Genomic DNA, 546 nt, shown 5'->3' on the forward strand with positions numbered 1-546 from the left:
CCCTGGGCGGCAACAGCTTGTTGGCGATGCAGGTGACGTCTCGCCTCGGTGCGACGTTGGATGCGTCGGTGCCGGTGCGTGTCCTGTTCGACGCGTCCACGGTGGAACGTCTCGCAGTTGCTGTCGAATCGCATGCCGGCGCGGCGCGGGTGGCCTTGGTGCCGCAGGCCCGCCCGGAGCAGGTGCCGTTGTCGTTGGCGCAGACTCGGATGTGGTTCCTCAACCGGCTCAACCCGGGATCGGCCGTCGACAACATCCCGGCGGTGCTGCGCATCACCGGTCCAGTGGACACCGACGCGTTGCAGCGTGCGGTCGGGGATCTCGTCGAGCGGCAAGAGACGCTGCGCACGATCTACCCCGAGGTCAATGGTGTCGGCTATCAGGTGGTTCTCCCCAGTGCGGAGGCCACCCCTGATGCAACACCGGTCGATGTGGATCCGGCCGGTGCGATCGACGCGGTCCGCGAGTTCCTGTTGCGCGGCTTCGACGTCACACGCGAAACCCCGTTCCGGGTAGCGCTTTTCCGCCTCGCCGAGAACGAGCATC

At 67.0% G+C, this 546-nt stretch carries 1 protein-coding gene; it reads left to right on the forward strand.

Going from position 1 to position 546, the window contains the following annotated elements:
• Positions 1-26: 26 nt before the first annotated feature.
• Positions 27-546: condensation domain-containing protein (locus tag A8G08_RS16575; RefSeq protein WP_245672857.1), on the forward strand; the 520-nt coding region annotated here is incomplete at its 3' end.

This window comes from Aldersonia kunmingensis, assembly GCF_001646865.1.
Classification (GTDB): domain Bacteria; phylum Actinomycetota; class Actinomycetes; order Mycobacteriales; family Mycobacteriaceae; genus Aldersonia; species Aldersonia kunmingensis.